24 protein-coding genes and 1 pseudogene are annotated in these 24841 nt (G+C 61.9%); 10 read left to right on the forward strand and 15 right to left on the reverse strand.

The features are described from left to right. Nucleotides 1-83 precede the first annotated feature (83 nt). Nucleotides 84-1235 carry a GGDEF domain-containing protein gene (locus CIT31_RS22620; protein ID WP_095520446.1) on the forward strand — a complete coding sequence of 384 codons (1152 nt, stop codon included), beginning with the start codon at nucleotides 84-86 and terminating at the stop codon, nucleotides 1233-1235. A 40-nt stretch (nucleotides 1236-1275) separates the two neighbouring features. Here the strand turns inward: CIT31_RS22620 and CIT31_RS22625 are convergent, their stop codons facing one another. From CIT31_RS22625 to urtA, 6 genes are all read right to left on the reverse strand, one after another. Then, complete coding sequence (locus CIT31_RS22625) at nucleotides 1276-1452, reverse strand: hypothetical protein (RefSeq protein ID WP_082982505.1); 177 nt, start codon at nucleotides 1450-1452, stop codon at nucleotides 1276-1278. A 499-nt stretch (nucleotides 1453-1951) separates the two neighbouring features. Continuing rightward, on the reverse strand, nucleotides 1952-2647 hold the full coding sequence (gene urtE / locus CIT31_RS22630; RefSeq protein WP_095520447.1) for an urea ABC transporter ATP-binding subunit UrtE: 696 nt from the start codon (nucleotides 2645-2647) through the stop codon (nucleotides 1952-1954). Nucleotides 2648-2717: 70 nt separating this feature from the next. Beyond that, nucleotides 2718-3464, reverse strand: coding sequence for an urea ABC transporter ATP-binding protein UrtD (urtD, locus tag CIT31_RS22635; RefSeq protein ID WP_095520448.1), 747 nt, complete (start codon nucleotides 3462-3464; stop codon nucleotides 2718-2720). A 4-nt stretch (nucleotides 3465-3468) separates the two neighbouring features. Then, nucleotides 3469-4701, reverse strand: coding sequence for an urea ABC transporter permease subunit UrtC (gene urtC, locus CIT31_RS22640; RefSeq protein ID WP_095520449.1), 1233 nt, complete (start codon nucleotides 4699-4701; stop codon nucleotides 3469-3471). Beyond that, on the reverse strand, nucleotides 4698-6314 hold the full coding sequence (urtB, locus tag CIT31_RS22645) for an urea ABC transporter permease subunit UrtB (RefSeq protein ID WP_095520450.1): 1617 nt from the start codon (nucleotides 6312-6314) through the stop codon (nucleotides 4698-4700). Before urtB ends, urtC begins: the two co-directional genes overlap by 4 nt. Before the next feature lie 124 nt (nucleotides 6315-6438). After that, nucleotides 6439-7749, reverse strand: a complete 1311-nt coding sequence (urtA, locus tag CIT31_RS22650) for an urea ABC transporter substrate-binding protein (protein ID WP_095520451.1) — start codon at nucleotides 7747-7749, stop codon at nucleotides 6439-6441. Nucleotides 7750-8050: 301 nt separating this feature from the next. Between urtA and CIT31_RS22655 the strand changes: the two genes are divergently transcribed. After that, complete coding sequence (locus CIT31_RS22655) at nucleotides 8051-8446, forward strand: hypothetical protein (protein ID WP_095520555.1); 396 nt, start codon at nucleotides 8051-8053, stop codon at nucleotides 8444-8446. Nucleotides 8447-8513: 67 nt separating this feature from the next. On the opposite strand, the gene CIT31_RS22660 is transcribed toward CIT31_RS22655, so the two are convergent. The 3 genes and pseudogenes from CIT31_RS22660 to CIT31_RS22670 form a co-directional block, all read right to left on the reverse strand. Further along, nucleotides 8514-10085, reverse strand: coding sequence for a GMC family oxidoreductase (locus CIT31_RS22660; RefSeq protein ID WP_095520452.1), 1572 nt, complete (start codon nucleotides 10083-10085; stop codon nucleotides 8514-8516). Between the two features lie 48 nt (nucleotides 10086-10133). After that, a pseudogene (locus tag CIT31_RS22665) lies at nucleotides 10134-10683 on the reverse strand (gluconate 2-dehydrogenase subunit 3 family protein). A gap of 79 nt (nucleotides 10684-10762) precedes the next feature. Next, on the reverse strand, nucleotides 10763-11158 hold the full coding sequence (locus CIT31_RS22670; protein WP_095520453.1) for a VOC family protein: 396 nt from the start codon (nucleotides 11156-11158) through the stop codon (nucleotides 10763-10765). 261 nt (nucleotides 11159-11419) lie between these two features. On the opposite strand from CIT31_RS22670, the gene CIT31_RS22675 reads away from it, so the two are divergent. Next, nucleotides 11420-11725, forward strand: coding sequence for a ribbon-helix-helix domain-containing protein (locus CIT31_RS22675; RefSeq protein ID WP_077384009.1), 306 nt, complete (start codon nucleotides 11420-11422; stop codon nucleotides 11723-11725). On the opposite strand, the gene CIT31_RS22680 is transcribed toward CIT31_RS22675, so the two are convergent. Together CIT31_RS22680 and cckA are read right to left on the reverse strand one after the other, a co-directional pair. Continuing rightward, a complete protein-coding gene (locus CIT31_RS22680; RefSeq protein WP_095520454.1) occupies nucleotides 11722-12432 on the reverse strand; it encodes a purine-nucleoside phosphorylase in 711 nt (236 codons plus the stop codon). The genes CIT31_RS22675 and CIT31_RS22680 overlap by 4 nt on opposite strands. 86 nt (nucleotides 12433-12518) lie before the next feature. Continuing rightward, nucleotides 12519-15089 (reverse strand): cell cycle histidine kinase CckA, encoded by a 2571-nt coding sequence (cckA, locus tag CIT31_RS22685; protein ID WP_095520455.1) that lies wholly within the window; start codon nucleotides 15087-15089, stop codon nucleotides 12519-12521. A 374-nt stretch (nucleotides 15090-15463) separates the two neighbouring features. On the opposite strand from cckA, the gene CIT31_RS22690 reads away from it, so the two are divergent. Beyond that, nucleotides 15464-16192, forward strand: coding sequence for a flagellar biosynthetic protein FliO (locus tag CIT31_RS22690; protein WP_165778530.1), 729 nt, complete (start codon nucleotides 15464-15466; stop codon nucleotides 16190-16192). Between the two features lie 99 nt (nucleotides 16193-16291). On the opposite strand, the gene dksA is transcribed toward CIT31_RS22690, so the two are convergent. Then, the gene (dksA, locus tag CIT31_RS22695; RefSeq protein WP_006202025.1) at nucleotides 16292-16708 is read right to left on the reverse strand and encodes an RNA polymerase-binding protein DksA; all 417 of its coding nucleotides are present in this window, start codon (nucleotides 16706-16708) and stop codon (nucleotides 16292-16294) included. Nucleotides 16709-16972: 264 nt separating this feature from the next. Between dksA and CIT31_RS22700 the strand changes: the two genes are divergently transcribed. The 4 genes from CIT31_RS22700 to CIT31_RS22715 all read left to right on the forward strand — a co-directional run bounded on the left by CIT31_RS22700 (nucleotide 16973) and on the right by CIT31_RS22715 (nucleotide 20857). Then, nucleotides 16973-17476 carry a SixA phosphatase family protein gene (locus CIT31_RS22700; RefSeq protein ID WP_095520456.1) on the forward strand — a complete coding sequence of 168 codons (504 nt, stop codon included), beginning with the start codon at nucleotides 16973-16975 and terminating at the stop codon, nucleotides 17474-17476. A gap of 65 nt (nucleotides 17477-17541) precedes the next feature. Next, on the forward strand, nucleotides 17542-19038 hold the full coding sequence (locus CIT31_RS22705) for a YcjX family GTP-binding protein (RefSeq protein ID WP_095520457.1): 1497 nt from the start codon (nucleotides 17542-17544) through the stop codon (nucleotides 19036-19038). Next, on the forward strand, nucleotides 19035-20123 hold the full coding sequence (locus CIT31_RS22710; RefSeq protein WP_095520458.1) for a YcjF family protein: 1089 nt from the start codon (nucleotides 19035-19037) through the stop codon (nucleotides 20121-20123). Before CIT31_RS22705 ends, CIT31_RS22710 begins: the two co-directional genes overlap by 4 nt. A gap of 179 nt (nucleotides 20124-20302) precedes the next feature. After that, nucleotides 20303-20857 (forward strand): hypothetical protein, encoded by a 555-nt coding sequence (locus CIT31_RS22715; RefSeq protein WP_029352927.1) that lies wholly within the window; start codon nucleotides 20303-20305, stop codon nucleotides 20855-20857. Between the two features lie 94 nt (nucleotides 20858-20951). On the opposite strand, the gene CIT31_RS22720 is transcribed toward CIT31_RS22715, so the two are convergent. Beyond that, nucleotides 20952-21206, reverse strand: coding sequence for a hypothetical protein (locus CIT31_RS22720; protein WP_095520459.1), 255 nt, complete (start codon nucleotides 21204-21206; stop codon nucleotides 20952-20954). Between the two features lie 254 nt (nucleotides 21207-21460). Between CIT31_RS22720 and CIT31_RS22725 the strand changes: the two genes are divergently transcribed. Beyond that, complete coding sequence (locus tag CIT31_RS22725) at nucleotides 21461-23296, forward strand: monovalent cation:proton antiporter-2 (CPA2) family protein (protein WP_095520460.1); 1836 nt, start codon at nucleotides 21461-21463, stop codon at nucleotides 23294-23296. Between the two features lie 17 nt (nucleotides 23297-23313). Further along, nucleotides 23314-23862 carry a DUF924 family protein gene (locus CIT31_RS22730; RefSeq protein ID WP_095520461.1) on the forward strand — a complete coding sequence of 183 codons (549 nt, stop codon included), beginning with the start codon at nucleotides 23314-23316 and terminating at the stop codon, nucleotides 23860-23862. Nucleotides 23863-23910: 48 nt separating this feature from the next. Here CIT31_RS22730 and folK read toward each other — a convergent pair whose 3' ends face one another. Beyond that, nucleotides 23911-24423 carry a 2-amino-4-hydroxy-6-hydroxymethyldihydropteridine diphosphokinase gene (folK, locus tag CIT31_RS22735; RefSeq protein ID WP_095520462.1) on the reverse strand — a complete coding sequence of 171 codons (513 nt, stop codon included), beginning with the start codon at nucleotides 24421-24423 and terminating at the stop codon, nucleotides 23911-23913. Then, nucleotides 24407-24766, reverse strand: coding sequence for a dihydroneopterin aldolase (gene folB, locus CIT31_RS22740; RefSeq protein ID WP_029352935.1), 360 nt, complete (start codon nucleotides 24764-24766; stop codon nucleotides 24407-24409). Before folB ends, folK begins: the two co-directional genes overlap by 17 nt. Between the last annotated feature and the right edge of the window lie 75 nt (nucleotides 24767-24841).

Consider the following 24841-nt stretch of genomic DNA (forward strand, 5'->3'; position numbering starts at 1 on the left):
TGACACCTTCACCGCCGTCGTAACCTTATCGATACCTCCTTGCTGCATGAATCCGCGGAGCTAAGGCAGCCGCGGGTTAGGGCATGTCGCTTGACTACCACTCACTTCTGCTGGCTGTCGGTTTTTCCGCCGCCTGCCTGAGCCTGACATTGTTCGGCATCTGGCTGACCGCGCGAACTGAAAAGTTTCTGCTGACATGGGCGATCAGCGCTTTGTTGATCGTCGGCGACGTTGTTATCTACAAGGACTATATCGAGACGCCCGGACGCATTCTCGGAGTCGCGACGTTCGCCCTGCTCCTGGTTGGGTTCTCGACCATGCTGGGCGCCGCCTACCAGTTCAGGAGCGGCCTGTCGCCGATCCCGCTGACGGTTCTCGGCAGCTGCATCTCGCTGGCCCTGGCGCTGCCGCCGATGGCGCTAGGCTATGACGGGCTCGGCTTCATGTTCGAAAATCTCCTCGCCGCCCTGCTTCTATTTGCAACGGCCTATCAGTACTGGATCGGGCGTACGGAAGCCCCTGTCCCGATCATCGGCCTTACCGTGCTCTACTCGACCACCGGCATTTCCTTTGTGCTGTGTGCCATGGCTCTTGCATGGGATGGGAAGCTTGTCCTCGGACATGCGCCCAGCAACTGGGCCGAGGATCTGAGCCTCGTCGTGGTCATCGCCAGCATGACCGGCATCGGCGCCCTTTCGCTGGCGCTCAACCAAGGCCGTCTGGCTCGGCATCACCGTCTGGATGCGCTGACCGATCCGCTGACCGGCCTGCTCAATCGTCGCGCTTTGTTCGACCTCAATGGCGGCGCTCCGATCGGGGCGTTCACGGCTGTGGTCGTGTTCGACCTCGACCGCTTCAAGGCCATCAACGACGAATTCGGCCACGCCACGGGCGATCAGGTGCTGAAAGTGTTCGCCGAGGAACTGGTCGAGAACCTTCGCCCGACCGATGTCGCCGCGCGCATGGGCGGAGAGGAATTCGCGCTGGTTCTGAAGCGGACCCTGCCCGAAACGGTGGAATTCATCGCCGAGCGTATACGCACCGCCTTCGCCGCGCGCGTCATCGCGACCGAAACCCGTCCCCTGACATGTACGGTCAGCGCCGGATACGCTTTCGGCAGCAAGGACGGCATAAGCTTCGACAAGGTGCTCAGCGCGGCCGACAAGGCGCTCTATGCCGCCAAGCGCGGCGGTCGCAACCGCGTCGCCGCCTCGACCTTCCGACGCGCAAGCTAGCCGCTTCGCGGTTTAGCGCATCCGCCCCTTCCGTCACCCCTCACGCCGCCTTCACGACCTCGTTGTAGGTATCGAGGTCGACATAGAAGACCTTGGTGATCTCTGCGATCAGCTCGTCGTGGTCGTATCCTTGTGATTTCAGAATGTTGATGGCGGTCATGATGTCGACGCGCTCGGTGAGCCGTCGTTTCTGGTAGTCCTCGACGTAACGTTCCATCGGCTGCCCTGGCCCAAGTGCCCCAAATGCGTTGAACAACAATCAGATCTCAAGAAGGGGGCTGCTTGCACGGAACGTGCCGGCTGAGCCCACGCCTCACCTTGATCTGTCAACGAGACTGATACGGAAAGCGGCCGACTCAACAAGGCCAAGTAAAGCCTAGCATGCAATCTTCGGCGCGCCAGAGTTGCAAACGGTGTCGTTGAAGAAAATCTCGTAAACCTTCGTTATTTCGTCATCCTTGGGCGCAGCGACGCGAAGCGGAGTGAAGACGCAAGGGTCAATGCCGTGACTTCAGAGCATCGCCACGGTGCAGAGTCCAGGATAGGGGGGCGCCGGAGAACGGCTTTTTCTCTTCGCCCCTGCACTCTTCGGCGGGTGTCACGGCATGGATTCGTGGGGTCTGCACCGCGTCGCTTCGCTCCTTGCTTCGCCCCAGGATGACGACGGGAGAGATGGTTCAGCTAATCCTAGAGGTTTGGGATTCGCCACTGAGGCTTTAGACAGTCAGGAACTTGCGGACATCGGCGCGGTCGAGATCCTCGGCCGGGCCGGTGTGGACGATCTGGCCGCGGTCCATGATGTTGACCTCGTCCGCCAGTTCCCGGCAGAAATCAAGATACTGTTCAACCAGCAGCACGGCGATGCCTGCCTGGTCACGCAGATAGCGAATGGCGCGGCTGATATCCTTGATGATCGACGGCTGGATGCCTTCGGTCGGCTCGTCGAGCACCAGCAGTTTCGGCCGCATCACCAGTGCCCTGCCGATGGCAAGCTGCTGCTGCTGGCCGCCGGAAAGGTCGCCGCCCCGGCGCCCGAGCATCTGCTTCAGCACGGGGAACAATTCGAAGACGTGGCCGGGAATGTTGCGGTCGGCGCGCTTCAATGGCGCAAAGCCCGATTCGAGGTTTTCCCGCACGGTGAGCAGCGGGAAGATCTCCCTGCCCTGCGGCACGAATGCGATGCCCGACCGGGCGCGATCATACGCCGCGCTCCGGTCGAGCGCCTTCCCCTCGAAGGCAACGCTTCCGCTCGTCAGCCGGTGGTGACCGACGATCGATCTCATCAAACTGGTTTTGCCGACGCCGTTGCGGCCGAGCACGCAGGTGATCTTGCCGGCGCCGGCCTTCAGCGTGACGCCACGCAGCGCCTGGGCGGCGCCATAGTGCAGCGTGGCGTTGGAGACTTCGAGCATGGTCAGCGCCTTCTCCAGCGCCTGAAGAACGAAAGATCGAAATGATGGAACGGAACGCGCCAGACCATGATCATCTCCCCAGATAGACTTCGACGACACGCTCGTCGGCCGAAACGAAATCGAGCGAGCCTTCGGAGAGCACCGAGCCTTCGTGCAGGCAGGTGACCTTGACGCCGAGCTCGCGCACGAAATGCATGTCGTGCTCGACGACGATGACCGAATGGTCGCGCGCTATATCCTTGAGCAATCGCGCGGTCTCCTCGGTCTCGGCGTCGGTCATGCCGGCGACCGGTTCGTCGACCAAAAGCAGCTTCGGATCCTGCGCCAGCAGCATACCGATCTCGAGCCATTGCTTCTGGCCGTGGCTGAGAATGGCGGCGAGCTCGTCGCGCTTGTCACCGAGCCGGATGAGGCCGAGGATGTCGTCGATCTGCCGCGCCTCCGCCGCCGAGCGGCGATGGAACAGTGCCGGGAAGATCGAGCGTGGGCCCTTCAGCGCCAGCATCAGGTTGTCCTCGATCGTGTGGCTTTCGAAAACCGTCGGCTTCTGGAATTTCCTGCCGATGCCCATCATGGCGATCTCGGCTTCGTCATGTTTCGTCAGGTCGACCTGCCCGTCGAAGTAAACCTCGCCCGCGTCGGGGCGCGTCTTGCCGGTGACGATGTCCATCATCGTGGTCTTGCCGGCGCCGTTGGGACCGATGATCGCCCGCATCTCGCCCTTGTCGAGCACCAGCGACAAATTGTTGATGGCGCGAAAGCCGTCGAAGGAAACCGAGACGCCGTCGAGATAAAGGATGGTGTTGCTCTTCGACATTGCGTCACTCCGCCGGCTGGGGTTCGGGGCCGGATGCGGACCAGTCGCCAGGCGTTCTCGCAGCCGAGCGAACGATCTTCGGCGGTGGCGGGACGGCAGGATCGGTGCCAAACTCCTCATTGATCGAGGCTGCACGCAGCGCCTTGGCGTTGTCGCGCCAGGAATCCCACATGCCGACAATGCCCTTTGGCAGGAACAGCGTGACGGCGACGAACAGTCCGCCCAGCGCAAACAGCCAGAACGCCGGCAGCACGCCGGTGAACCAGGATTTGCCGGCGTTGACCATGAGCGCGCCGATGATCGGCCCGACAATGGTGCCGCGCCCGCCGACGGCCGCCCATACCACGACCTCGATCGAATTGGACGGCTCGAACTCGCCTGGATTGATAATGCCGACCTGCGGCACGTAGAGCGCGCCGGCAATGCCGGCCATGACAGCCGACACGGTGAAGGCGAACAGTTTGACGTTTTCGGCGCGCCAGCCGAGAAAGCGCGTGCGGCTCTCGGCGTCGCGCACCGCCATCAGCAGCTTGCCGTATTTGGAACCGACGATCGCCCAGGTGACGAAGACGGCGAGCGCCAGCGTGACGGCGCTGGCCGCAAACAATGCCGAGCGTGTCGCATCGGCCTGCACGTTGTAGCCGAGAATATCCTTGAAGTCGGTCAGGCCGTTGTTGCCGCCGAAACCCATGTCGTTGCGGAAAAACGCAAGCAGCAGCGCATAGGTCATTGCCTGGGTGATGATCGACAGATAGACGCCGGTGACGCGGCTGCGGAAGGCGAACCAGCCGAAAACGAAGGCGAGCAGGCCGGGCACTGCAAGCACCATGATCGCGGCAAACCAGAACTGGTCGAAACCGTACCAGAACCACGGCAATTCCCCATAATTCAGGAACACCATGAAGTCCGGCAGCAGCGGATTGCCGTAAACGCCGCGTGAGCCGATCTGGCGCATCAGATACATGCCCATCGCATAGCCGCCGAGCGCGAAGAAGGCGCCGTGGCCGAGCGAAAGGATGCCGCAATAGCCCCAGACGAGATCGAGCGCCAAGGCGAGCAGCGCGTAGCAAAGGTACTTGCCGGTGAGCGCGACGACATAGGACGGTACGTAGAACGCACTCGTCGGCGGGACCGCAAGATTGAGCAGCGGCACGATGATGGCGACCGCCAAAAGGATGAAGATCGTGATGGCGATGCGGCGGTCGGCGCCGGCGGCGAAGAAGCGTCCGGTGATCATGCTTCCACCGACCTGCCCTTCAGCGCGAACAGGCCGCGCGGGCGTTTCTGGATGAACAGGATGATGAGGACCAGCACGACGATCTTGCCGAGAACTGCCCCGGCATAGGGTTCGAGGAACTTGTTGACGATGCCGAGCGAGAAGGCGCCGACCAGCGTGCCCCAGAGATTGCCGACGCCGCCGAAGACGACGACCATGAAGCTGTCGATGATGTAGCCGCGGCCGAGATTGGGCGAGACATTGTCGATCTGGCTGAGCGCGACACCGGCGATGCCGGCAATGCCGGAACCCAAGGCAAAGGTCAGCGCGTCGACCCACGGCGTCCTGATGCCCATCGAAGCGGCCATGCGGCGATTGGCGGTGACGGCGCGCATCTGCAGACCCCAGGGGGTGCGCTTCATCACATAAAGCAGCACCGCGAACACGCCGAGCGCGAATACCAGTATCCAGAGCCGGTTCCAGGTCACCGCAAGCTGGCCGATATAGAACGAACCCGACATCCACGATGGATTGCCGACCTCCTGGTTGGTCGGCCCGAAAATGGTGCGCACCGCCTGCTGCAGGATCAACGAGACGCCCCATGTCGCCAGCAGCGTCTCCAAGGGCCGGCCGTAGAGAAAGCGGATCACGCCCCGCTCGATGACCAGGCCGACTAGCGCCGCGACCGAGAAGGCGAGCGGCAGCGCGATAACCAGCGACCAGTCGAACAGACCGGGAAAGGAGGTTCGGATCACCTCCTGCACAACAAAGGTCGTGTAGGCGCCGAGCATCACCATTTCGCCATGCGCCATGTTGATGACGCCCATGACGCCAAAGGTGATGGCGAGGCCGATCGCCGCCAGCAGCAGCACCGATCCGAGCGAGATGCCGTACCAGATGTTCTGGCCCGCATCCCAAAGCGCCAGCGTTGAATTGATGTTGGCGATCGCCGCCGTCGCCGCGTCCTTGACCGCGCCTTCGGAATTGGCCTCGATGGCGGTGAGCAGGGACAGGGCATTGCGATCGCCGCGCCCGCCGATCAGGGCGACCGCCGCCAGCTTGTCGGCCTCCGGCCTGTCGGACACCAGAACCGATGCGGCTCGGGCCTGCTCGAGCAGCGCTTTGACGCTTGCCACGGTTTCGCTGGCGATTGCGGCATCGAGCGGCTCGATGTTTGTCGCGTCGGGCGTCCTGAACATGGTGTCGGCGGCGGCAATGCGCGCGGCCGGATCTTTCGCGCCGAGCGTCAGCGTGCCCAGCGCATCGCGGATGGCGCGGCGCAGCGTGTTGTTGACCTTGATCTTGGTGATCTCGCTTTTGGCCGCGTCGCCGGATTTCTCACCGCTCAGCGGGTCGAGCAGCGCAACGCTGCCGCCAGCTGCCTTGCCGATGAAAACCAGCGAATCGGCCTTGCGGACGTAAAGATCGCCCTCGGCAAGCGCGCCAAGCGGACGTTCGACGGCAGTGTCACCGGTGGCGGCCAGCTCCCGCACGACAGCTTCGGTGGCCGAGAAATTCGAGGCAGTGGCAAATTTGGCGATGATGGCGCGCAGATCCGCTTCGGCAGCGTTCGACGGCGACAGCATCCCCAGGAGGAGCAGCAGCGTCAGGCCGATCGCACGGGTGAGGATCATCGATTTCTGGCGACTCTTGAGGGTTGAAACTTCGCGTCCGGGCGGACTGGAGGAGAGACGAGCTCGCCCGGACGCGTCGCGGTCCCGGTCGTGGAGAAATCCACGACCGTCAGACCCGGGAGGATCAGTTGGTTCCCTTGCCGCCGCACTTGCCGGTTGCGACATTGAAGTTGCCGCAGGACAAAGGCGCGCGCCAGTCGGAGATCAGGTCCTTCGAATCGGCCAGATAGTCGGACCACTCGTCGCCCATCACCAGGCCAGGCGTCTGCGAGACGGTCTCGAACTGGCCGTCGGCCTGGATTTCGCCGATCAGCACCGGCTTGGTGATGTGATGGTTCGGCATCATGGTCGAATAGCCACCGGTCAGGTTCGGCACCGAGACGCCGATGACGGCGTCGATGACCTTGTCAGGATCGGTGGTGCCGGCCTTCTCGACCGCCTTCACCCACATGTTGAAGCCGACATAATGGGCTTCCATCGGGTCGTTGGTGGTGCGCTTGTCGTTCTTGATGAATTTGTGCCAGTCGGCGATGAACTTGGCGTTCTCGGGGGTATCGATGCTCTGAAAATAGTTCCAGGCGGCGAGATGGCCGACGAGCGGCGCGGTGTCGAGGCCGGCAAGCTCTTCCTCGCCGACCGAGAAGGCCATGACCGGGATATCCTCGGCCTTGATGCCCTGGTTGCCAAGCTCCTTGTAGAACGGCACGTTGGCGTCGCCATTGACCGTCGAGACGACGGCGGTCTTCTTGCCGGCGGAGCCGAACTTCTTGATCGCCGCGACCTCGGTCTGCCAATCGGAGAAGCCGAACGGCGTGTAGTTGACCATGATGTCTTCGGCAGCGACGCCCTTGGCTTTCAGATAGGCTTCGAGGATCTTGTTGGTGGTGCGCGGATAGACGTAGTCGGTGCCTTCAAGCACCCAGCGCTTCACCGAGCCGCCATCCTCGCTCATCAGATAGTCGACGGCCGGAATAGCCTGCTGGTTCGGCGCCGCACCGGTGTAGAACACGTTGCGCTCGCTCTCCTCGCCCTCATACTGGACGGGGTAGAAAAGGATGTTGTCGAGTTCGCTGAACACCGGCAGCACCGATTTGCGCGACACCGAGGTCCAGCAACCGAACACCGCCGCGACCTTGTTCTTGGAGATCAGCTCGCGTGCCTTTTCGGCGAACAGCGGCCAGTTCGAAGCCGGATCGACGACGACCGCTTCGAGCTTCTTGCCGAGCAGGCCGCCCTTTGCATTCTGCTCTTCGATAAGCATCAGCATGGCGTCCTTCAGCGTCGTCTCCGAAATCGCCATGGTCCCCGACAGCGAGTGGAGAATACCCACCTTGATCGTGTCGTCAGCCGCCCTGGCCGGGACACTCATCAGCAAGCCGGCTGTGACCGCGCCTGCCGAAAACATTTTTGTTATTGTCGAGAAACTGCCCCTCATATTTCAAACTCCCTAGCTGGTTGATCGCATCGCAAACAGACCATGCAACGGCTGTGCCAACCGCGGGAGCGAAATTGAGTGGGCTTAGATTTCCTTGCCCTATCAGCTACTTAATATATTAGCCGCCAAAGTTAAGCGCCGCCGCAGGTGTTCTGTTTGAGAAAAAATTCTCCGCTCTCGCCTAAGTTTTGATCACTCACGAATTAATGCATGAATTTTGAGCAACACCGTATCAAGGACGACGAAAGGTTGCAGCGCCGCAGGAAAATGCGGCAAGCTCGATCTTCAAAAGAGCGACGTCATGACCTCCAGGATTTCTCGTATTTTCAGCACCATGCTTCTGGTTGCGGCCATCGGCAGTGCACGCGCCGATTTCACCCACGGCAAATTGCCGGACGGGACCTATCACTGCGAAGTCTATCTGCTTGGCATGTTCCTCAGCCTTGGCGACATCACCATCAAGGGAAATGTCTATAGCGGTCCGGTGACCTTCGGAACCGCCCGGCAGGGCTACAACTATCAGATGGATACAAATGGCGAGATTACATGGTTGGGCCCGTTGGGCGGCTATACGACCGGCGGCAACTCGATCTCGCTCACGCAAGCCATCCTGGACGGTCAAACCAGCCCGTCCTTCGACATCATCATGAAGCAGCCTGACGGCGCCTTCACCGCCTCGACCTGCACGAAGCGTTGAACAGCCGACAAGAAGAGGCGCGAAACCTTGCGAGGTTCCGCGCCAACAGGCAGTCGAGAGGGTATCGCTAAATGCTCTTGGCCGACATCTGTTCAGCGATATAGTCGGCCTGACGGATCGCCAGCGACACGATCGTCAATGTTGGATTTTCAGCGCCGCCGGTGGTGAACTGGCTGCCATCCGACACGAACAGGTTCTTGATGTCGTGCGCCTGGCCATGCTTGTTGACGACGCCGTCGGCCGCCTTCTCGCTCATCCGGTTGGTGCCGAGATTGTGGGTCGACGGATAGGGTGGCGTCGGGAAGGTCCGGGTCGCACCCACCGCTGCGTAAAGCGCCGAGCCCTGCTTGTAGGCGTGGTCTCGCATTGCCGTGTCGTTGGCATGGTCGTCGAAATGGACGTCCGCCACCGCCATGCCGTGCTCGTCCTTGAGATCGGCATGCAGCGTGATGCGGTTTTCCTCGCGCGGCATGTCTTCGCCGACGATCCACATGCCGGCCATATGGTCGTAGTGGTCGAGCGCCGTGGTGAAGGAACGCCCCCAGGCGCCGGGATTGAGGAAGGCGGCCATGAACGGCAGGCCGAGCGACAGCGTCTCAAGCTCGTAGCCGCCGACGAAGCCGCGCGAAGGATCGTTGCGGGCCTCGTCGCGGATGATACCGGCCATGGTGGTGCCGCGATACATATGCACCGGCTTGTCGAAGATGCCGTAGACCGAGCCCGTGGTGTGGCGCATGTAGTTCTTGCCGACCTGCCCCGATGAATTGGCAAGACCGTCGGGAAACTGGCTCGATGCCGAATTGAGCAGCAGCCGGGGGCTCTCGATCGAATTTCCGGCCACGGCGACGATGCGGGCCTTCTGTTCCTGCAGTCTGCCGTCCTTGTCGGCATAGACGACGCCGGTCACCTTGCCTGATGCATCGTGATTGATCTTGATAGCCATGGCGTTCGGCCTGACCTCGAGATGGCCGGTCGCCTCGCCCTTGGGAATTTCGCTGTAGAGCGTCGACCATTTGGCGCCCCATTTGCAGCCCTGGAAGCAGAAGCCGGTCTGCTGGCAGGCATTGCGGTCGTCGCGCGGCTCGGAATTGATTGCCATCCGGCCGGTGTGGCACTCCTTATAGCCGAGCTTGTCGGCGCCGGCCTTCATCACCTTGAAGTTGTTGTTGCCGGGAAGGCCTGGGATGTTGTTGGTGAGCGTCACGCCCAGCTTATCTTCGGCCTTTGCGTAGTAGGGCTCCAGCTCGGCAAGCGTGATCGGCCAATCGAGCAGGTTCGCGCCTTCTAGTTTTCCGTAGGTCGAAAGCGTTCTGAATTCATGCTCCTGAAACCGCAGCGAGGCGCCCGCCCAGTGCGTGGTCGAGCCGCCGACCGCCTTGACGATCCATGCCGGCAGATTGGGAAAATCTTTCGCCACCCGCCAGTCGCCCGAGGTCGTGCGCTTGTCCGTCCAGGCGAGTTGGGCGAATGAGTCCCACTCGTCGTTGATGAAATCCTCGTATTCGTGGCGTGCGCCCGCCTCCAGGATGACGACATCGATGCCTTTCTGGGCGAGTTCGTTGCCGAGCGTGCCGCCGCCGGCGCCGGAGCCGATCATGACAACCACGCCGTCGTTCGTGAGATCAAATGGTGCTGCCATGGTTTCCTCCCATGATGTCTATTGTGTACGGTTTGGGACGACGGGGGCTCAGAGCCACTCGATGTCGTCGAACCCGCGCGCCATGTAGCCGCCCTTGGAGTAGGACTCGCCCTCGTAGCCGAAGATCGGCCAGACCTCTTTCTGGTTGTAGAGACCGACGACAAGCCCGCCACGGACTGCCTGGAAGAACGGCGTGTCCTCGATCTCTCTTAGCACGGCAACGCGCTGCTCCTCCCAGCCGAGGCTGGTGTAGCCACCCTTACCCGACTTCGAGTCGAGTTCGGCGATGCCGTTTTCGATGAGGTCCTTATGGGCTGGGTCTTTGCCGGCCTGCTCGTCATGGGCCTTGACGGCGATTGCGTAATATTTGTCAGGCACTTGGTCGTGCGGGTAGATGTCGCGCGCCATCTGGATCAGGGTCGCCATGGTTTCGGGCTTGAGCGCAGATGTTTCGAGACCCCAGGCATGTTCCGAGCTGATGACGGCACTACCCGAAAATGACCAGCAACGCGCCGACACCGCCGCGCTTCAGAAGCTCGCGGCGCGATAGCCCGGGCTTCCTTTCATCGGCCGGCTTTCTCTCATAAATCGTGACCATTTGTTCCTCCCTTTGCTTGCTGTTCGCACCCGAAGGTGCCCTGGCTGGCGCCCGCTGGCCGGCGCGGCCGTAATGTCTCCTATTTGAACCGACCCTGACGCTGCAGAACCTCGATCTTGTAACCGTCGGGATCCTCGATGAAGAAGAAGCGCGCGAGCAGCGCTCCGTCGCGGTTGAACAAGACGATCTTCTTCGGGCTCAGGCCAAGCGCGCCGAGCCGGTCATGTTCGCTGTCCAGATCGGCGACCGAAACCGCGAGATGGCCGTAGCCGTCGCCGAGCGCATAAGGCTCCTGGCGGCCCTTATTGACGGTGAGCTCGACTTCGAAGCCCGCCTCGGCATTGCTCAGATAGACGAGCGTGAAGGTTTCGAAATCGAGCCGTTCAGCGACGTCCAGCCCAAAGGCTTTCCGGTAGAAGTCGATGGAACGGGCCTCGTCCAGAACCCGGATCATGGTGTGGATCGTCTTCGCCAAATGACACTCCGTCGCACCAGCGCCTCATGCGCGTCGGCGTGATTATGCGCGGGTTGCGGCAAAGGTGGTGGCAGCCGATTACCACGCCCTAATCTAACGACGGGGTGGCAAACCGCCTAAGGACGAAAGTCCGATTGCTGTTTTCCGCTTTCCGGCTGAAGATAATTGGCCGCAATAGGCACTGCTCAAAGGCGCGAATCGCTGCTGATTGCGCCTAAAATCAACAAGAATGGCCAAGACCACTAAGAACGGGAGGTAACGATGTGCAGGGTTTTTGCCGGGCAGGATCCGGAGGGCTACCGGCAGATCAATCGATCGATCCGCATCGATGGGCACTCGACGAGTATCCAGCTCGAGGCGACGTTCTGGGCATTGCTCGACGAGATCGCCGACAGCCAAGGCTTAACGACGCCGAAATTCATCTCGAAGCTTTATGACGAGGCCATAGAGATCAATGGCCAGATTCCGAACTTCGCCTCGATGTTGCGCACGACCTGTGCCCTCTATCTGCGCGGCCATCGGCCGGGCATCGAAGAACACACGGCCCCGAAGCGGCAAGCAGCTTAACTTTCGCTCGCAACATCGAGCGCCAGGCGGGTCATATCGGTGAAAAGCGCCTGGCGTTCGGAATAATCGGTTTGCTCGCCGGTCACCACATTGTCGACGACAGTCAGGATCGACAGCGCCCGGGCGCCGAAATGCGCCGCGATGCGATAGAGCGCACTGGTCTCCATATCCACGGCCAGCGCGCCGTGGGCCTGCGCTTCGGCGAAGCGATCGCGCCCCTGAGGATGATAGAATATATCGCTGCAGATGGTCAGCCCAGCCTGATGTTCGATGCCGATTCCGGCAGCTCGGGCTAAGGCTCGGGAAAATAGCGCCGGATCGGGGCCGGCATCAGCACCATAGAGCCCAAAAACCTGGCCGCTCTCGGCACTTTCACCGCGCACCGACTGCGAGATCACCAGGCTGCGCAGTTTAACCGCGGCAGTTAGGGCACCACAGGTACCGGTGCGGATCAGTGTCCTCACGCCGTGGAAATCCAGCAATTCATGCGCGTAGATCAGGAATGACGAGACGCCGATGCCGGTGGACTGGATGCTCACGGGCTTGCCGCGAAACAGGCCGGTAAAACCGAGGGCTTCCCTTCGACGGTTAACGCAGCGCGGCGCCTCCAGAAAGGTTTCCGCCATCCATTCGGCACGCTGCGGGTCGCCCGGCAACAGCACTGTTGCGGCATAATCACCCTTGCCTGCCTCGTTGTGCGGCGTCACGGCATGCTCCCCCAAAACCCGCCGCCCGTTTCGCCCATAATCATGGCAGTCTCGCGCCATTTCGCAAGTGCGAGAATTAGTAAGCCCTAAGATTCCAGCACATCCTTGACGATTGTGGCCAGTTGCTTGAGCGAAAACGGCTTCGGCAGGAAACCGAAATGCGCGTCTGCCGGCAGGTTTTTAGCGAACGCATCCTCCGCGTAGCCGGAAACGAAGACGAATTTGATGTCCGGCTGCCGCTTGCGCAATTCGCCAAGCAGCGTCGGCCCATCCATCTCAGGCATCACCACATCGGAAACGACAATGTCGACCTTGCCGCCGAGCGCTTCGAAGACTTCCAGCGCCTCGACGCCTGAGGACGCTTCGTGGACGGTATAGCCGCGCGACGTCAGGGCCCGCATGCCGCCCATCCGCACGGCATCTTCGTCCTCGACGAGCAGCACCGTGGCCGAACCAGACAGATCCTTGGCTGCGTCGGCGATCTTTGCCGGTGCAGCCGGCGCCTCGCCGGGTTCGCCCCCCGTTCTCGCCTCTGCAATGTAGCGCGGCAGGAAGATGCGGAACACCGATCCCTTGCCGACCTCGGATTCGCAGAAGATGAAGCCGCCTGTCTGCTTGATGATGCCATAGACCATCGACAGGCCGAGGCCAGTGCCCTTGCCGACCTCCTTGGTGGTGAAGAAGGGTTCGAAAATCTTCTTGAGTACTTCGGGGGCGATGCCGCTGCCGGTGTCTTCGACTTCGACCACCACATAATCGGCCGGCGCAAGTTCGCGGTAGGGAAGGCTCTTGCTCTCCTCTGTGGTCACATTCCGGGTGCGCACGGTGAGGTCGCCGCCGTTCGGCATCGCATCGCGCGCATTAACCGCCAGATTGACCACCACCTGCTCGAACTGCCCGATGTCGACCTTCACCGGCCACAGATCGCGGCCATGATCGACCTTCAGCTTTATGTCGTTGCCGACCAGACGGGCCAGCAGCATCCGCAGATCGGCTAGCACGTCGGTCAGGTTGAGCACCTCCGGCCGCAGCGTCTGCTTGCGCGAGAAGGCCAGAAGCTGCCGCACCAGCGACGCCGCCCGGTTGGCGTTCTGCTTGATGTTCATGATGTCCGGGAAGGACGGGTCCGAGGGGCGATGATTGGTCAACAAAAGGTCCGACGCCATGATGATGGCGGTCAGCACATTGTTGAAGTCGTGTGCGATGCCGCCGGCAAGCTGGCCGACCGCCTGCATCTTCTGGCTTTGAGCCATCTGGCCCTCGAGCGCCTTTTGCTCGGTGGTCTCGACGGCGTAGACGATGGCCGATTCTTCGGCGCCCTCGCCGGTGCCGTCGGCGACCGCGTTGACGTAGAAGCGCATATGCCGTTCTTCATTGCCGGGCAGCAGCGTATCGATTGGTTCGATGTCAGCCTGCCTTTGTCGCGCTTTCTCGAACGCCGCGGCAAAGGCGGGCCGGTCGCGCTCATGGATCACCGAGTCCAGCCGCACGCGCCGATCGACCGCGTCCCCGTCGACGACGGAGGAAAACAGCGACAGGAAAGGCGCGTTGGTGCGCAAGATGCGCCCGCTGTTGTCGACAGCTGCTATTGCCATCGGCGTCGAATTGAAAAAGCGGGTGAAGCGGATCTCCGAGGCGCGAAGGTCGGCGGAAGCGTCCTCGCCTTGCGTCCGGTTGAGCACGATGGTGCGCGTCGGACCGTTGACGCCCTCGCGGCTGGCCGAGACCCTATGCATGAAACGCACGGGCAGCGCCTCGCCCTTCACTGTCGTCAGATCGAGATCGATGACCGCATTGCGCGTGGTGCCCGGATCGGCCTTGACCGAGCGGACCAGCGCCATGCCATCGCCGGCGACGATCTCCGGAAGGGCGACGGCGCCAGGCGTGAAACTCGTCAGGTCGATGCCCAGCCACTCCGCAAGCGTGGCGTTGATATAGGTGACGCGGCCTTCCTGATCGGCCGAAAAGAAGCCGGCCGGCGCATGGTCGAGATGATCGATGGCCTCCTGCAGATCGAGGAAAAACCGCTCTTGCTCGGCCCGTTCTTCGGAGATGTCGGCGAGTTGCCAGGCGAGCAAGGGCTGCCGCTGGCCCGGGACGCTGAAGGCGCGGGCGCGGGCACGATACCAGCGCGCGCCCGGCTCGGCGCCGGGTCGGATGGATTGGGCAAGCCGAAACTCCCCGTCGCCGGGCTGGCCGTCGCGCAGGCCAGAGGCGAGCCGGTATATGGTCACTGAGGCCTCGGGAACGTCGGACAGCAAACCTTCGACCGTCTTGAGATCAGCCGCGGACGCCGCGCCCGTCATGTCGGCATAGGCCCGGTTGGCGTAGACGACACGACCCTTGGTGTCGGTGACCAGAAGACCTTGCGACATCGAATCGACGAAGGCTTTCGACAGCTCGTCACTCGTCGAGCGCGGTGTGATCTGCACGAAGCCGATGGCGGTGGCGAACAGGAAGCCGACACCGATCATCGCCAGCACACCAAGCATTCCAAGCAGGAATGGGTCGCCAAGACGTTCGCGGAAAAGGCCGAAGACGATCGCGGCGCCAGTCAGGACGACGATGAAGACGATGAGCCGGGTGACCGCACCCGGTCGCGTGTTCTGGTCGACGATCGGTACCGGATAGAAATCGCCGCGCGCTTCCTTGGCCATGTGCCCCCTGCTCGTGAAATCCGGTACTTGCCCCTGCCCGGTTGAATCACATTCTCAGGGTCCGGAAAAGGCCTTGGCGGCAAATGTCCGCTAAAAATGACGCCCGTTCGGCGCCTGGTGTGGTGAATCCGAAATTCGCATTACCCTGGGTGCTGCGGGGAGCGAATTTCGGATTCACCACATCAGCAACGTGCTGAAAATCCAGTGTGGTGGATTTGAAATTCCGGAACGCTGACGCCCTCAATTCGTAGGGACTTCAAATCCACCACATTGGTGTTTCAAGCTGTTCAAGAGGCGCGAAAGGCGACTTGCAGTGGCGTGCCGCAACAGTCTAGTGTCGCGTCTTCTTCGAAAGCCGATATTGGGGGGCACCAATGCTGCAGTGGCTGGATAGTGTGGCGGGTCCGGGTTATGCCGCGGCAATCCTGTGGACGTTTGTCGCGCTTGTCCTTTTGGTCATCATTCTCCTCATCGTCAAGCTGGTCCGCAATCTGACCTTCGGAACATTCGTTGCCGGCGGCAGGAACCGCAAGACGCGGCTGGCGGTCATGGACGCCACCGCTGTCGACAGCCACCGCCGGTTGGTGCTGGTGCGCCGCGACGACATCGAGCACCTGCTGCTGATCGGGGGCCCGACAGACGTCGTCGTTGAACGCGACATCCGGCTGTCGGCGCTGCGCCGTCCTGCGCTGACCGGAGATGGCGGTGGCCATCAGCCGGCACCGCGGCCGCGCGCGCCTCAACCGGCTCCTGCGCCAATGAGGCAAGCACCGCCTCCGCAGCCGGTAAGCGCGGCCCCCACGCCTGTCCGGCCCCATCAGACTGCACCAGCGCCAGCGCCGAAGCCAGCGCAAAGCCATCAATCGGCGACCATCACGCCGCTGCCCGCCTACGCCAATGCCGTTCGACCCGCGCCATCGCCGGCAAGACAGGATTCCCCGGCAAAGCAGGATTCCATTGACGATACGCTGATGAGGGAGCTCGAGGTCTCGTTTGATGTCCCGCAGCCCGCGCCGGAGAGCAAGCCGGCGGCAACGGCGCCGTCTTCTCTCGATGACGAGATGACGAAGCTTCTAGGCGAGCTTTCCAGCCAGAAAAGATAACCGGCCAGAAGCGGGCCAGCGAACAGGCAACAAAAAAATGGCCGGAGACCGGCCATGACAAAATTCGCTATTGCTGCTTTTAGGCGATTCGCCTGTGCGTCAGTCGTCGCGGTAGACCTTCTCGCGGCGCTCGTGGCGCTCCTGCGCCTCGATCGACAAGGTCGCGATCGGACGCGCATCGAGCCGCTTCAGCGCGATGGGCTCGCCGGTTTCCTCACAATAACCGTAAGTGCCTTCATCAATGCGCTGAAGCGCGGAATCGATCTTTGAAATGAGTTTTCGCTGGCGATCGCGGGCGCGAAGTTCGATGGCGCGGTCGGTTTCCGAAGAGGCGCGATCGGCGAGATCGGGGTGGTTGGCGTTTTCCTGCTGTAGGATTTCGAGAGTTTCGCGCGCTTCGCGCAGTATGTCGTTCTTCCAAGTGACGAGCTTCAGGCGAAAGTAGGATTTCTGCCGCTCGTTCATGAACGGCTCGTCTTCGGAGGGTACGTAATCGGCGGTAACGATGTCGTTCATTCGACTCACCCAAACAGCCCCAATTTTGGCGCCTATATATTCGCGGACCGAATACTGCACAAGCGCAATCGACGACAGTTTCACGCAATTGTTAATGTCGGGCAAAATGCTATGGGCCGCATCATTCGCATGAAGGGCGCGACCGAATTCGCGTATGATTCGTTGGGTTTGAAGGGTGCCGGCCATTGTGCGCAAGGCGTTTGTCATGGCTAATCCTGCATCGCCTTTTGACGAGTTTCGGTGTTTGGCACAAGCGAGGGGCCGGTGAGCAAGCTTTATCTGTTGAGGCATGCCAAGGCCGGGTGGGCTCTGCCGGGCATGCGCGATTTCGATCGTCCCCTCGACGCATCCGGCGTCGCCGACACCGACACGATGGGTGCGGCCATGCGGGCCCGCAGCTACATTCCGGACCTCACCCTTTGCTCAAACGCAAAGCGAGCGCGCCAGACCCTGGAAGGTCTGGCCGGCCACATCGATACAGGCCGGGTCCTGTTCCTGGACACGCTCTACAGTGAGGACGCCGCCGGCTATCTCAACCTCATCCGCAGCAATGGCGGGCGTAGCTCGCTGCTCATCATCGGCCACAACCCGATGACGGAAGATCTCACTATCGCGCTTTCGGGCGACGGCGACGAGGCTGCGATGGGAATGCTGAATCACGGCTTTCCGACTTCCGGCCTTGCCGTCGTCCGCTTTCCGGCCAGTCTTGCCAACGCCGCGCAAGGCACCGGCTATCTCGAAGCCTTCGTGACGCCGGCCGATCTCTGACGCCATTTCAAACCTAGGCAGCAGCGTCTATATCGGATCGTACCGAAGCCCCGAGAGACCGCATTTTGGCATCATCGCTGACCACTTTCACCGACGAGGCGAAGATTGCCCTGGATACGCTGTCGGGGCGCGCTACCGGGCTTTTTTCGCCATCACTGCGACTGGGTGTCACTGGCCTTTCCCGCGCGGGCAAGACGGTGTTCATCTCAGCCTTTGTCCACAATCTGATCCATGGCGGGCGCTTGCCGCTGTTCTCGGCGCAGAAATCGGGACGCATCGCCCGTGCCTTCCTCGAAGAGCAACCGGATGACGCCGTACCGCGATTCCAGTACGAGGATCACGTAGCGGCTTTGGTCAACGATCGCCTGTGGCCGGATTCGACACGTGCCATTTCCGAGCTGAGGCTCACCATCGAATATGAATCGGCCTCCGCCTGGAGCCGCATGTTTTCATCAGGCCGATTGTCGGTCGATATCGTCGACTATCCTGGCGAATGGCTGCTGGACCTACCGTTGCTCGGTAAATCCTACGCTGATTTCTCGCGCGAAGCGTTCGAGATGGCCGTGCTGCCGGTGCGCGCCGACCTTTCGCAGGAATGGCGCTCGCTCTCCGCCGCAGTCGACCTGAATGCGGACGCCGACGAGATGACGGCGCGACGCCTCGCAGAGAGCTTCGCCGCTTACCTCAAGGCATGCAAGCTCGACGCGCGGGCGCTTTCGACCCTGCCGCCCGGCCGTTTCCTGATGCCCGGCGATCTTGAGGGCTCGCCGGCGCTGACCTTCGCGCCCTTGCCGGGCCTGAGTGAGCGGCGGGCGCGTTCCGGGTCGCTTCAGGCGATGATGGAGCGGCGCTACGAGGCCTACAAAACATACGTCGTAAAGCCGTTCTTCCGGGAGCACATCACGCGCCTCGACCGCCAGATCGTGGTGATAGACGCCCTGCAGGCCCTGAACGCAGGCCCCGGCGCGATGGCCGATCTCGAACGTGCGGTGACCGAAATCCTCGCCTGCTTCCGCCCCGGCCGCGGCAATTTCCTGACTGACTTTTTTTCAAGGCGGATCGACCGCATATTGGTGGCGGCGACGAAGGCGGACCATCTGCATCACGAAAGCCACGATCGGCTGCAGGCGATCGTGCGGCGGCTTGCCGACCGCGCCGTGGCGCGAGCAAATTTCACCGGCGCCGATGTCGACGTGGTCGCCCTGGCGGCGGTGCGCGCGACCCGCGAAGGCACGGTCAAGCAAGGCCGTGAGACGCTGCCGGTCATCATTGGCACACCGTTGAAAGGTGAAAAGATCAACGGCGAAACATTCGATGGAAGAACCGAAACAGCCATATTTCCCGGTGATTTGCCGGAGAAAATTGATGCAGTGTTCGATGTCTCTGGACCAGACCATCGGCAGAACCCGGGCCATCGGCAAACCGATGAGGACCCGGCGATACGCTTCGTGCGCTTTCGCCCGCCAAAGCTCGAACGCACGGCTGAAGGCGTCACGCTGTCGCTGCCGCATATCAGGCTCGACCGCGCCCTGCAGTTCCTGATCGGAGATCATCTGGCATGACCGCGCCCCGCAAGCCGGCGGCATTTCGCATCGAGCCGGAAGCCCCGCCAAAAGAAAGGGCAGCCTTGCGCCAGCCCGACGTTCCATCGGCCAGAAAGCCGCGCACCGTGAAGGCTGATCTTGCCGTCGTCATTCCGGCGGAAATCGACGTTTTCGCCGAGCCGGACATCATCGCCGCCGAACCGCCGCCGGCGACCGCGCCGCGGAAGCGTTCAACGTTCGGCACCCTGTTCTTCGGCGCATTGGGCGTTCTGGTTTCGCTGGCGCTCGGCCTTTGGACCGACCAGCTGATTCGCGATCTGTTCGCGCGTGCCGAATGGCTGGGCTGGCTGGCCGCCGGCATGGCCGCGATCGCGCTGCTGGCGCTTCTGATCATCCTCGTCCGCGAATTCCTGGCGATCACCCGCCTCGCCGAGGTCGAAAAACTACAGAAGCGGGCACTCGACGCCATTGCCCGCGACGATCCGAAGGCCGCTCGCGCCGTGGTCGACGAACTCTCGGCCTTCGTCGCGGCCAAGCCCGAAACCGCGGCCGGCAGACGCGCTCTGGCTGACCTGCGCGACGAGATCATCGACGGTGGCAATCTGGTGCGCCTGGCCGAGACCGAAATCCTCGGCCCCCTCGATGCGCGCGCCAAGGTGATGATCCTCGAAGCGGCAAAGCGCGTGTCGCTGGTGACGGCGGTCAGCCCTCGCGCTCTGGTCGACGTCGCCTATGTCGTGTTCGAAGCGGGCCGGCTGATTCGCCGCCTGTCGGAGCTTTATGGCGGCCGGCCGGGCACGCTGGGGTTCTTCCGGCTGGCGCGCAGCGTTCTCGCTCATCTGGCGGTGACCGGCTCGATTGCGGTCGGCGACAGTTTCGTTCAGCAGATCGTCGGCCATGGCCTCGCTGCTCGGCTCTCGGCCAAGCTTGGCGAAGGTGTCGTCAACGGCATGATGACGGCGCGCATCGGCATTGCTGCGATGGAGACCGCAAGGCCCCTGCCCTTCAGCGCCGCGAGACGGCCCGGCATGGGTGATTTCCTGTCCGCGCTGACATCGTTTGCAACCAAAAAGCAGAAGGAGACATCCGCTTCCGACACGTGACAACCGTCTCCAGCACCGCACGTCCTGGTGGACGCTGTAGCCCTTTGATTTCGCGCACGATCCCAGCGCAAATCGCTTCCGATTTTCGGGGCCATGCGCTAGTGGTGACGATGCATTAACCAATCTTGTTCATGGTCGGACGGGTTCCAAACCAGACTCTTTGTTGCCGGATGTCGTCGATGAAAAGCGTGATCTTGTCCAGTGTCCTGCCCATAGCGGTCGTGGTTTCAACAACTGCCGGCATGGCCGAAAAGACCTTTGCAGCAGAACGAGACAAGAAGTTCTTTCAATCGGTGGAAGGCGAATGGGTCGGCCCGGGGGAAATCGTCGCCGGCAAATACAAGGGCACGAAATTCACCTGCAATTTCACCGGCTCGACACCTGACGGCAAGATCGGCATGTCGCTCGACGGCGGTTGTCGGGTCGGCATGTTCACCCAGCAGATGTCGGCGACGATCCAGCACAAGGGCCGCGAGGGCTACAAGGGCAGCTTCATGGGCGGTGCCGCCGGTTCCGGCCTCGACATTATCGGCGGTAACGTGGTCAGCGCCAACAAGGTCGTCTTCACCATCAACCGCAATCAGTTGCGCGGCGTGATGCAAGCTCTTGTCCCCAACGACAATTCGATGACGGTGACGGTTGCGGTGCGCGTCGACCAGCAACTGGTGCCGGTCATCGGCATGAAGCTGAAGCGCGTCGATACGGTCGAAGTCGGCTCCATCGCGCCGAACTGAGCGCTTATCTGCGCGTCCGACAGGACGTGCGGCGCCGCGCTATAAAAAAACGGCAGCCACGGCCACCGCTTCTTTTGCAAACTCAAATCGATTCTCAGGCCTTGATGGCGGCAGTCAGCTCGTCATAGGCCTTGCAGGCCTCGTCCGCCGTCGTAGCGCCCTGATACTTGGCTGTGACCGCCTGAACCTTGGCGGTGAGATCGGCCGCCTTGGCCGGATCCTTGGTAATCGCCTCCTGAAGGGCTGCAGTCATGTCCTGAGCTTTCTTGGTCAGCACTTCAGTCGTGCAGTCCGGCGCGTTCGAGCAGGCCGATCCGGCAAGTGCCGCGATGCCAACGGCAACAAGCAAAAAATCTTCATGTCAGTCGTCTCCCTCAAAAAAAGGCGCGGATTTGATCGTCGTCCGCCCTTCACGGCCAAAGCCGCGCGTCTTTAGCGCCCGATTGCTGCAACACGCAGCGCAGCGGGTGCATAAAGCTGTGGAGCGCGCCTGCAACACTGCTGCACCGGATTCGGACTGTTCGATTTCAGCCGAAGCCCCTATCTTGGCTGCTCGATGCCGCAGCACGTGCAGCGGTCTCTAGAGAGAACGGAACGGCAGGCATGGCAGCAGAAGCAGCGGGCAGCGATCTAATCCACGTGGTGGCGCTGCTCGCCGCAGGTGTTGTCGCCGTACCGATCTTCAAGCGCGTGGGGCTTGGTTCCATCCTCGGCTATCTGGCGGCCGGCGTGGTCATCGGCCCGTTCGGCATCGGCATCTTTTCCGAATCGGAAGCGATTCTTCACGTCGCCGAGCTCGGCGTCGTCATGTTCCTGTTCATCATCGGGCTGGAGATGCAGCCGTCGCGGCTGTGGGGCCTCAGGCGAGAGATCTTTGGCCTTGGGGCATTGCAGGTCGGCGTATGCGCGCTGTTGCTGACCGGCGTCGGACTGGCGGGAGGTTTTCCGATCTCGCAATCCTTCGTCGCCGGCGCCGGCTTCGTGCTGACCTCGACAGCGATCGTCATGCAGCTTCTGGAGGAACGTGGTGAGATCGCTGCGCCCAAAGGCCAGCGCATCGTCTCCATCCTGCTGCTCGAGGACTTGGCGATCGTGCCGTTGCTGGCCCTGATCGCCTTCCTGGCGCCGGGCGGCGCCGATATGAGCTTGACGCAGCGGCTGACGGAGGTGGGCATAGGCCTTGCCGCCATCGTTGGGCTGGTGCTGGCCGGGCGTTATCTGCTCAATCCGTTCTTCCGCATCCTGGCGGACGCCCGCGCCCGCGAAGTGATGACCGCAGCCGCCCTTCTGGTCGTTCTGGGGTCGGCGCTTGCCATGCAGCTCAGCGGCCTGTCGATGGCGATGGGCGCCTTCCTGGCCGGCGTGCTTTTGTCGGAGTCCACCTTCCGCCATCAGCTGGAGGCCGACGTCGAACCATTCCGCGGTGTGCTGCTCGGGCTGTTTTTCCTCGCTGTCGGCATGTCGCTCGACCTGCATGTGGTCGTCCAGAACTGGCGCCTTGTCGCCATCTACGTCGTCGCCTACATGGTGATAAAGGCGATCGGCATCTACCTCGTCGCCCGCATCCTCAAGACCAGTCATCGAGAAGCGCTCGAGCGTGCCGTCTTCATGGCGCAAGGCGGCGAATTCGCCTTCGTCCTCTATTCGGCCGCCGCGGTAGTCGGCATCATCGACAGCCAGGCTAACGCGACCCTGACGGCGATCGTGATCATCTCCATGGTGCTGACACCGCTGGCCATTCTGGCATTGCAGTATCTGACGCCGCGCGACGAGCAGTCGCTCGAAGGCGTCGACATCGCCGATGGCCTTACCGGCAGCGTGCTGATCATCGGCTTCGGCCGCTTCGGCCAGATCGCCAGCCAGCCGCTGCTGTTGCGCGGGATCGATGTCTCGATCATCGACAATGAGGTCGAGATGATCCAGGCGGCAGCTGATTTCGGTTTCAAGGTCTATTATGGCGACGGCACGCGGCTGGACATTTTGCGTGCCGCAGGCGCCGGCCGCGCGCGCGCCGTGTTGATCTGCGTCGACAAGCCAGATGTCGCCGTCCGCATCGCAGAGCTCATCAAGGCGGAGTTTCCCCTGCTGACCGTGCTGGCACGCGCCTTCGACCGCGGAACCGCATTGCAGCTGATCCGTGCCGGCGTCGATTTCCAGATTCGCGAAACCTTCGAATCGGCGCTTGTCTTCGGCGGCTCCACACTAGAAGCGCTGGGCGTCGACCCGGCGGAAGTCGCCGAGGTGATCGAGGATGTCCGCCGCCGTGACGCTGCCCGTTTCGAGTTGCAGCTCGCCGAAGGCGTTCGCGCCGGAGCGCGCTTCCTCAAGGGCAATATCGGCACGCCCATTCCGACACCGCTCAGCCAGCCGCGCCGCACCGGTCAGGCGCTCAATGAAGAAACTGCCGGCGTTCTGCACAAATCCGAGCCCGCGGACTAAATACCTGGAGCAAACAGATGACCGAACTGGACGAACGTGCGCTCTCCGTCACCAGATTCTGGCGTGACGCCGGGAAAGATGCGTGGTTCGAAAAGAATGACGCCTTCGACGCGGAGTTCCGCAACCGGTTTCTCGACCTGCACTATGCTGCCGCACGGCGTGAATGCGATAACTGGTCGGAGCATGCCGAAGGCTCACTGGCACTGATGATCTTGCTCGACCAGTTCCCGCGAAACTGCTTTCGCGGCACCGGCCATATGTATGCAACCGACCCGCTGGCGAGGCATTTTGCCGAAAAGGCGACCGCCGCCGGCCAGGATCTGGCGCTCGACGAAGACCTGCGCGCCTTCCTCTATTTGCCGTATGAGCATTCGGAGCATATCGCCGACCAGCTTAAATCGATGGACCTTTTTACCGCCAAAGCCCAATCCTATCTGAAATATGCGGTCGAGCACCTGGAGATCATTCAGCGCTTCGGCCGCTTTCCGCATCGAAACAGGATCCTTGGCCGCGAGACGACGCCGGAGGAACAGGTGTTCCTCGACGGGGGCGGATTTTCCGGCTGAGCTCAGTGCATCGGAGCCAAAACTGGTTAGAGGTTTTGGTCCGATGCTTTAGGTCAGCCACCAATCCCGGCCAGACGGCAGTCGCTCGATGCCGGCGCTGTCGAGCGCGGCAAGCCGCTCCGCCACGCTTCTGCCGTCGACGGTGAGGTCAGGCGCGATCTCGGCCAGCGGCGCCAGAACGAAAGCGCGCTCCAGCATGCGCGGATGCGGCACTTCCAGCCCGGATTCGTGGATAATCCGATCGCCGAACACCAAAATGTCGATGTCGATCAGCCGTGGGCCCCAGCGCTCCTCGCGCACCCGCTTCAGTCTGCGCTCGACGTCGAGACAGAGATCGAGCAATGCGTGTGGTGCGAGCACAGTCGAAATTTCGGCAGCCGCATTGAGAAAATCAGGCTGGTCGAGCTTGCCCCAAGGCGGCGTACGGTAAAGCGAGGAGACGACAACGACTAGCGCGTTCTCGTCAGCGTCCAGCATACGCAGCGCAGCGCCCATCGACCTTGCCGGGTCGCCGAGATTGCCGCCAAGGCTGAGGTAAACCGTGTTATTCTGGCCAGACAACGGTCACCTCGACATGATCGAGCACACCGGGCACTGGCGCATTCGGCTTTCGCACGGTGATCTCGGCCTTTTTGATCTGAGGAAACCGGGCCGTCAGCGCCCGGGCCACCTCCAGCGCCAGCGCTTCTATCAGAAAACGCCTCTCGCCGGTTATGATCTTTTCGATCACTCCGAAGGCGACACCATAGTGGACGGTATCCTCGATGGAATCATCGACCAGCGCGCGGCCGGGTTCGACGGAGAGCGCAGCGTCGACATAGAAACGCTGGCCGAGCGTTTCCTCCTCATCCAGCACGCCGTGCCGGGCGAAGAAGGCGCAGTTCTTCATGCGGATGACATACATCGCTCAGCGTCCCGCTCGATTAGAGCGATGTGCATCCACTTGGACGCAAAAACTACGCTCTAACGCTTTCAATCT

Source organism: Mesorhizobium wenxiniae, from assembly GCF_002284535.1.
Classification (GTDB): Bacteria; Pseudomonadota; Alphaproteobacteria; order Rhizobiales; family Rhizobiaceae; genus Mesorhizobium; species Mesorhizobium wenxiniae.